The following is a 5,317-nucleotide window of genomic DNA, read 5'->3' on the forward strand; positions in this document are numbered from 1 at the left end:
GTGTCTGCTCCTCCATAGGAACACCAGTTGCAACAAAACATTACAATTTTTACATCATCAGCCATAGAGTTTCTCCTCCTCTATAAATATTTTTTCACGTTTAAGAAAAACTTACGTCTTTCAAAAACCCAATTTTAAAGTTTTTTAAAAAATTTTAAAATTTTCTTTTTAAGGAAATACTGTTTAGGTATACCTTAAAAACACAATTTTACGTACGTAATGAGCTAGCTCAGCATTACATTATGTACTGATTAATATATTTCATTTATAATTAATATAAAGGTTACTTAGAAAAATAAGTCAAAAGGTTTATATACTATAAAACGAGTTTACGAAAATTAGGTTTAAAATAAGAGTAATTGTAAAAAAAAGAAAATATAGATGGAATTACATTCCATCAAGACTCATATCAATCATTCTTTGAGTTTGCTCAGCTAATTCGTCAGGAAGACCAGTGATATCCATGTTTAAGAAACCTCTAACAATCATGGATTCGGCATCTTCTTCGGTGATTCCTCTTGAAGTCAAATAGTTAATCTCATCTTCGGAAATCTTACCGACAGCTGCTTCGTGAGACATTTCAAGGTTTGCTGAACTGGCCTCAAGTTCAGGGACAGCGTAAATGAAACTGTCATCGGATAATACAAGTCCATGACATTCCAAGTGACCCTTAACTTCAGGGACTGTACCTGCAAGATGACCTCTTGCATAAATTTGTGATTCATCCTGTGCAACAGCCCTTGAGATAACCTCTCCTCTTGCTCCTTTAGCATTCAACAAAACTCTTGATCCAACATCGATAATGGAATCTTTTTTACCGCCTTGGATACTTTGGAAAATTGCCCTTGAGTTTTCACCATCACAGTATGCAGTCGGGAATGATTGGATAGTGCTTACAGGACTGGTTAGAATGTAATTGTTAATATAAGTTGAATTGTCCATTAATTTGACACCGGTTCTTGGACGAACTTCAACCTGCTCAGCCCAATTATGAACCATAGTGAAAGTGATTTTGGAACCCGGTTTCAGATACATTTCAGACACACCAACGTGCATTGCAGAACCGACATCATCTCCAGTTGCACAACCGGTAATCAAGTGCAATTCAGAGTTTTCTTCAGCAATAATTACGTTGTGAGCGGTTTGCATGATGTCTTCATCACTGATGAACATGCATGCCTGAACAGGCATTACCTCTTTGGTTCCAGGAAGGGATCTTACAAAATAACCGCTTAAAACACCGTTTTCCTGTTCATTCAAAGCAGTTTTTGCAGTATATTTGTCTGCATCAGGTTTTACGACATTCCATAGATAATCTTCCAACCAGCTATACTTTTCCAATGCAACGCCCATGTTCATGACTTCAATGGAATCGGACATTGAGTTGTTTGTGAAAATATTACTTTGATCAACCTGTAAAAATGATCCTGACCTGTTTTTTTCTTCAGTATCTACACCAACTTGCAATAAATCCTTTTTGGTTTGTTTATCCAAATCATCCAAATCATCAATCATATCTAAAGCATTGACAGTTTCATCGGAGAAATTTTCAATAGTAATATCAGCACCTAAAGCTGCTTTTTTATCTTTTGCCCTTTCAGCATCATCATAAACATTGCGCACACTCAACACATCCATTAAAACCATTTTTTCTAATATCTTCTAAAATTTCAGTTGGATTTCCAGAACAAGAAATTACACCATCAATTAATACATGCGCCTTATCTGCACTTACAAAGTTTAAAATATAACCTAAATGAGTAATTAAAAGTCCACTTCTTTTTCTGGAACCTTGTGGTTTATCTTTATCTAATAATGTACCTATTTCAGAAGCTAACAATTCTACATTTTCAATATCTACACCGGAGTCAGGTTCATCAAACATGGTGAAATCCGGCATTTGGGCAAGCAACTGTAAAATTTCGGAACGTTTTACTTCCCCACCAGAAAATCCTAAATTAACATCCCTGTCCAAAAATTCATCACTGAATTTAAGTTGTTTTGCTAATTCCTGCATTCTAGGATTTAAATCTTCATCCATCTCTTGATGAGACTCAATTTTGAGTAAATCTCTCACGGATACTCCCCTAATTGCAGGAGGGGTTTGAAAACTTACACCAAGGCCCAACTTAACCCTTTCGGCAGTAGACAATTTAGTAATATCCTGACCTTTGAATTTTATAGAACCTTCAACCACATCATATTGTGGAAATCCTAAAATAGTTAAAAATAATGTACTCTTACCAGCACCATTTGGTCCTAAAAGAACATGAGTTTCCCCTTCATCAATTGAAAGATTAACATCTTTTAAAACTCTCTTTCCGGCCACTTCAACAGCCAAATTTTTAATTTCAAGCAACATATAATCACCTTTTATGAATAAATATGAATTTGTTATACTATAGTAAATATAGATTTACTAAAATAAATAGTTAACAGTAAATAATGCAAAAAATTACAAAAAATTAAATAAATAAAAAAAAGAGTATAACTGAAATTATTCAGTTACAATAATAAATTCGCCAACTTTTTCAACTTTAGCGAAAGGAACTAATAACAAGTCTCCATTCCTTTTAGCGCCTTTAACATGAATATTACGGTCACTTTCGATTCTGATAGCGATATCGACAATTTTACCGGTTTTTTCATTGATGATAAGTTCATCTAAAACACCAAGGATACGTGCATTGTTGGTAGCTACTTGATAGTTTTTGATTTCACTCCATAATTTTTCTTCTCTTTTTGGAATTTGTTGTTTATTATCCATTAAATCACCATAAAAATTATTTTAGTTATATAATTATTATAACTTCATTATATTTAAACGTAATATTTGTAATATAACTTTTCTGCAATTTCACTATCCGGAATCGTATTAATATTTAATGCCAATTCCACTTTTTCAAGCACTAACTGGGTTTCCTCCTGGATGATATTTTCACTTCTGAGAATATTCAATCCTGAGGGAACACATCCATTGAACTCATATGAATATTTCAATCCCAGGCTTTCAAAAACTTCAACAGGAACAATGACCGATAATGCATCCTTATCATTGCCCAAATAATAATCTATGACATAATCTATGGTTTCTGTTGAAATAAATGGTAAATCAGCATTGATGAAAAGCAGAATGTCTTCTTTAGATTTTTTTTCAAAGTAATCCAAAATGTAAGATAGATCCTTAAGATAATCTTCACCTGACGTGTCCAAAATAATGAAATCATCATTGAGAGATTTTAAGTATCCGGTAGTTTCCTGAGTGTTTGGACTAACTGCAATAACTATTTTATCAATCAATTCTGATGCATTTAAGTTGTCAATGACATATTTGATTAAGGGCTTATCATGCAATTTGAAAAGAGGCTTTTCTTCGGGAACTTCAAGTCTGGTTCCCATACCTCCTGCCATCAAAATTGCATAAATCATGATAAACCACTGAAATTTAAGCGAATTTTCCGCCCATCATTTTCATACGGTCTTTAAGAATGCATCTTCCACCTTGCTTACCGCCAATAGGCACTCTAGGTGTTCCCATTGAGTTCATACAACGAGCCATGATTGCAGAACCTAATGCAAGACCGTCCTCAACAAATACGACATTTTCAAATTTGTCTTGAACTGCCTCTAAAATGAGTTCAGGCTTACGTCCGGTAATTCCTGCCCTACCTGTGATACCTAAAGCGGAACCTGGAACGATAACATTTTCCTCAAATGCAACATCAAGAACCCTTTTAACAATATTTGTACTTACATAGTCAAGAGTTGAAAGCAGAGTTGGAAGACCGTCAGCATCATAGAATTGTGCACCCAATTCCATCAATTCATCTAATTTATCACCATTGAATCCGACATCACAACCAATTAAAGTGGTTCCTGCATTTTCTGCAGCTTCCGGATTCACCGGCACGGTACCGAATCTGTCAACATCCTTAGGCACTTTAGTAATGTTAACCAATTTATGAGCTTCCAATGCATTGGCTTCAGCCTTTTTGTGGTCAGCTTTTTTCATTGCCTTATCGGAATATAAATCCAGGGCAGCACCATTCTTCTTATCGATTTTTCCTGAACCTCTAGCCAAAGAGTCGCTTACAACACCTGCAAGACCCAGGAAGTTACCTACAGTATTTGCATAAGGTTCATTATCATTAACGATACGACCTGCCAATGTGGAACCGAAATCTAGGGAAACACAAGGGTTTCTGTAATCCACTTCAGTCCATTTGGCTCCTAACTTAATACCTGCAGTAACAAGTTCCCCTTCCATCTCATTTGCAACTGTTTCCTTACCTTGAGGAGGAACTACACTTACAACAGCACCATCAAACATTATGTTTTCCAAAAGGGAATGTTTCTGCAACCTTTCAGGAAGCTGTGAAATGGTCATTGCAGGAGACATTTTCCTTGGAGGAATATCAGCTTCAAGACAACCGTCAGCCAAAGCGATAATCAATTGACCTGCTTCTTCGGCAGTTGCGAAACCTGCGGTTACACCGGTTGATCTTACAACGAAATCCAAGTCCTCATCCTTATCGACCTGACATTTTCTTAAAGATTCCAAAACGGTATCCCTGATAAGCTCTGTTACAGATTCCTTGGAAAGTTCAATACCCCAAACGGTTTTTCCGAATACCTCTTCATTAGGTTTAGGCGGGCGTATATCACGAGTCATTTTAACTGTTTTATTCAATAAATAAGATTCACTTGTGTTTAAATTAGTGGCCATTACAATAGATTTTGTAGTGGTGTTACCTAATTCAACAGAAGCAGTTACATAAAAAGTATCAGGCTTTTGAACAGCGCCAGGACTTGCAGGACCTGCCCTTTGAGCTCTTAAACTTGCCAAATTACCTTCTTTGGAATGAGCAATGATAGGCTTAGGACCTCTATTAAAAAGTTTACTTAAAAAAGACATTATCTAACCTCTCCAAAAATATTAAAGTTAAATAATAATATCTTTTTAGAATAATATAAATTTTATTAAAAGTTTTGAAAAAAAGTGAAAATAAAAAAATAGATTAGATGAAATGAATCATCTAATCGGGACCCCTTTAAATTATAATAATTTGTTAATTGGGTGGTCTTCTACAGGTTCGGTACCGATATCTTTTGCTGCTTCAGCAATCATGATATCAGCCATACCACATGCAGGGAATGCAAGTCTGGAGTTTTCGATAGGTCCGAAAAGAACGAAGTCTCCACCAGCCATTTGTTGAACGATGTTTGAACCGATATCACAAACAGGCCATGCTTCTTTGTGTTCTTTTTTGTATCCTCTTAACCAGTCCCATGCGGAAGGTACGTTGTGAATACCAGA

Annotated in this window: 5 protein-coding genes and 2 pseudogenes; all 7 read right to left on the reverse strand. The window is 35.5% G+C overall.

What is annotated here, in order from left to right; translation table 11 throughout:
• Positions 1-65, reverse strand: a pseudogene (locus ACJMML_RS03010) (methyl-viologen-reducing hydrogenase subunit delta); the annotation flags it as partial.
• A gap of 322 nt (positions 66-387) precedes the next feature.
• Positions 388-1,638, reverse strand: a complete 1,251-nt coding sequence (locus tag ACJMML_RS03015; protein ID WP_405305911.1) for a SufB/SufD family protein — start codon at positions 1,636-1,638, stop codon at positions 388-390.
• Positions 1,607-2,362, reverse strand: coding sequence for an ABC transporter ATP-binding protein (locus ACJMML_RS03020; protein WP_405305912.1), 756 nt, complete (start codon positions 2,360-2,362; stop codon positions 1,607-1,609). The genes ACJMML_RS03015 and ACJMML_RS03020 overlap by 32 nt, the downstream gene beginning before the upstream one ends.
• 135 nt (positions 2,363-2,497) lie before the next feature.
• Positions 2,498-2,767: a PRC-barrel domain-containing protein gene (locus tag ACJMML_RS03025; protein ID WP_292805699.1), complete on the reverse strand. Its 270-nt coding sequence runs from the start codon at positions 2,765-2,767 to the stop codon at positions 2,498-2,500.
• A gap of 53 nt (positions 2,768-2,820) precedes the next feature.
• On the reverse strand, positions 2,821-3,429 hold the full coding sequence (locus tag ACJMML_RS03030; RefSeq protein WP_405305913.1) for an NTP transferase domain-containing protein: 609 nt from the start codon (positions 3,427-3,429) through the stop codon (positions 2,821-2,823).
• A 16-nt stretch (positions 3,430-3,445) separates the two neighbouring features.
• The gene (locus ACJMML_RS03035; RefSeq protein WP_405305914.1) at positions 3,446-4,915 is read right to left on the reverse strand and encodes a methanogenesis marker 14 protein; all 1,470 of its coding nucleotides are present in this window, start codon (positions 4,913-4,915) and stop codon (positions 3,446-3,448) included.
• Between the two features lie 141 nt (positions 4,916-5,056).
• Positions 5,057-5,317 (reverse strand): annotated as a pseudogene (locus ACJMML_RS03040) (tetrahydromethanopterin S-methyltransferase subunit H); the annotation flags it as partial.

It is taken from the genome of Methanobrevibacter sp., assembly GCF_045130115.1.
Taxonomy (GTDB): domain Archaea; phylum Methanobacteriota; class Methanobacteria; order Methanobacteriales; family Methanobacteriaceae; genus Methanocatella.